Consider the following 713-nt stretch of genomic DNA (forward strand, 5'->3'; position numbering starts at 1 on the left):
CAGCGGGCCTGAGCGCGCCCCCAAACCCCGCCGCAAGCCGGGCGCACAGCCCCAGCAGATGCAGAACAAGACCGAGGAGAACACCCATGTGGGACCGGAATCAGATGGCGGCACGCGCCGCGCAGGAGTTGCAGGACGGCTGGTATGTGAATCTCGGCATCGGGATTCCCACGCTCGTGTCCAATCATATCCCCGAAGGCGTTAACGTGACGTTGCAATCCGAGAACGGCATGCTGGGCATGGGGCCGTTTCCCTATGCGGGCGAGGAGGATGCCGATCTGATCAACGCGGGCAAGCAGACGATCACCGAACTGCCGCAGACCGCGTTTTTCGACAGCGCCACCAGCTTTGCGATGATCCGCGGCGGCAAGATCGCCATGGCCATCCTGGGCGCGATGGAAGTGGCCGAAAACGGCGATCTGGCGAACTGGATGATCCCGGGCAAGCTGGTCAAGGGCATGGGCGGGGCGATGGATCTGGTGGCCGGCGTGGGCCGCGTGGTGGTGGTGATGGACCACACCTCGAAGCACGGCGAAAGCAAGGTATTGAAATCCTGCACCCTTCCGCTGACCGGCCGCGGCGTGGTCAACCGCATCATCACCAATCTGGGCGTGCTCGACGTGGTGCCCGGCGGCCTTGCCATCGTCGAATGCGCCACCGGCGTCACCGAAGCCGACCTGCGCGCAGCCACCGAGGCCACCATCGTCAACTGA

1 protein-coding gene is annotated in these 713 nt (G+C 64.7%); it reads left to right on the forward strand.

Going from position 1 to position 713, the window contains the following annotated elements; all coding sequences use genetic code 11:
* The first annotated feature begins 86 nt into the window (after positions 1 to 86).
* Positions 87 to 713, forward strand: coding sequence for a 3-oxoacid CoA-transferase subunit B (locus GEU84_RS20945; RefSeq protein ID WP_152828821.1), 627 nt, complete (start codon positions 87 to 89; stop codon positions 711 to 713).

Origin of the sequence: Fertoeibacter niger (assembly GCF_009380135.2) — a bacterium.
GTDB lineage: Bacteria > Pseudomonadota > Alphaproteobacteria > Rhodobacterales > Rhodobacteraceae > Fertoeibacter > Fertoeibacter niger.

Coding starts and splice junctions, on each gene's coding strand:
- GEU84_RS20945 (WP_152828821.1), top strand. CDS start 87: ATGTGGGACCGGAATCAGATGGCGGCACGCGCCGCGCAGGAGTTGCAG.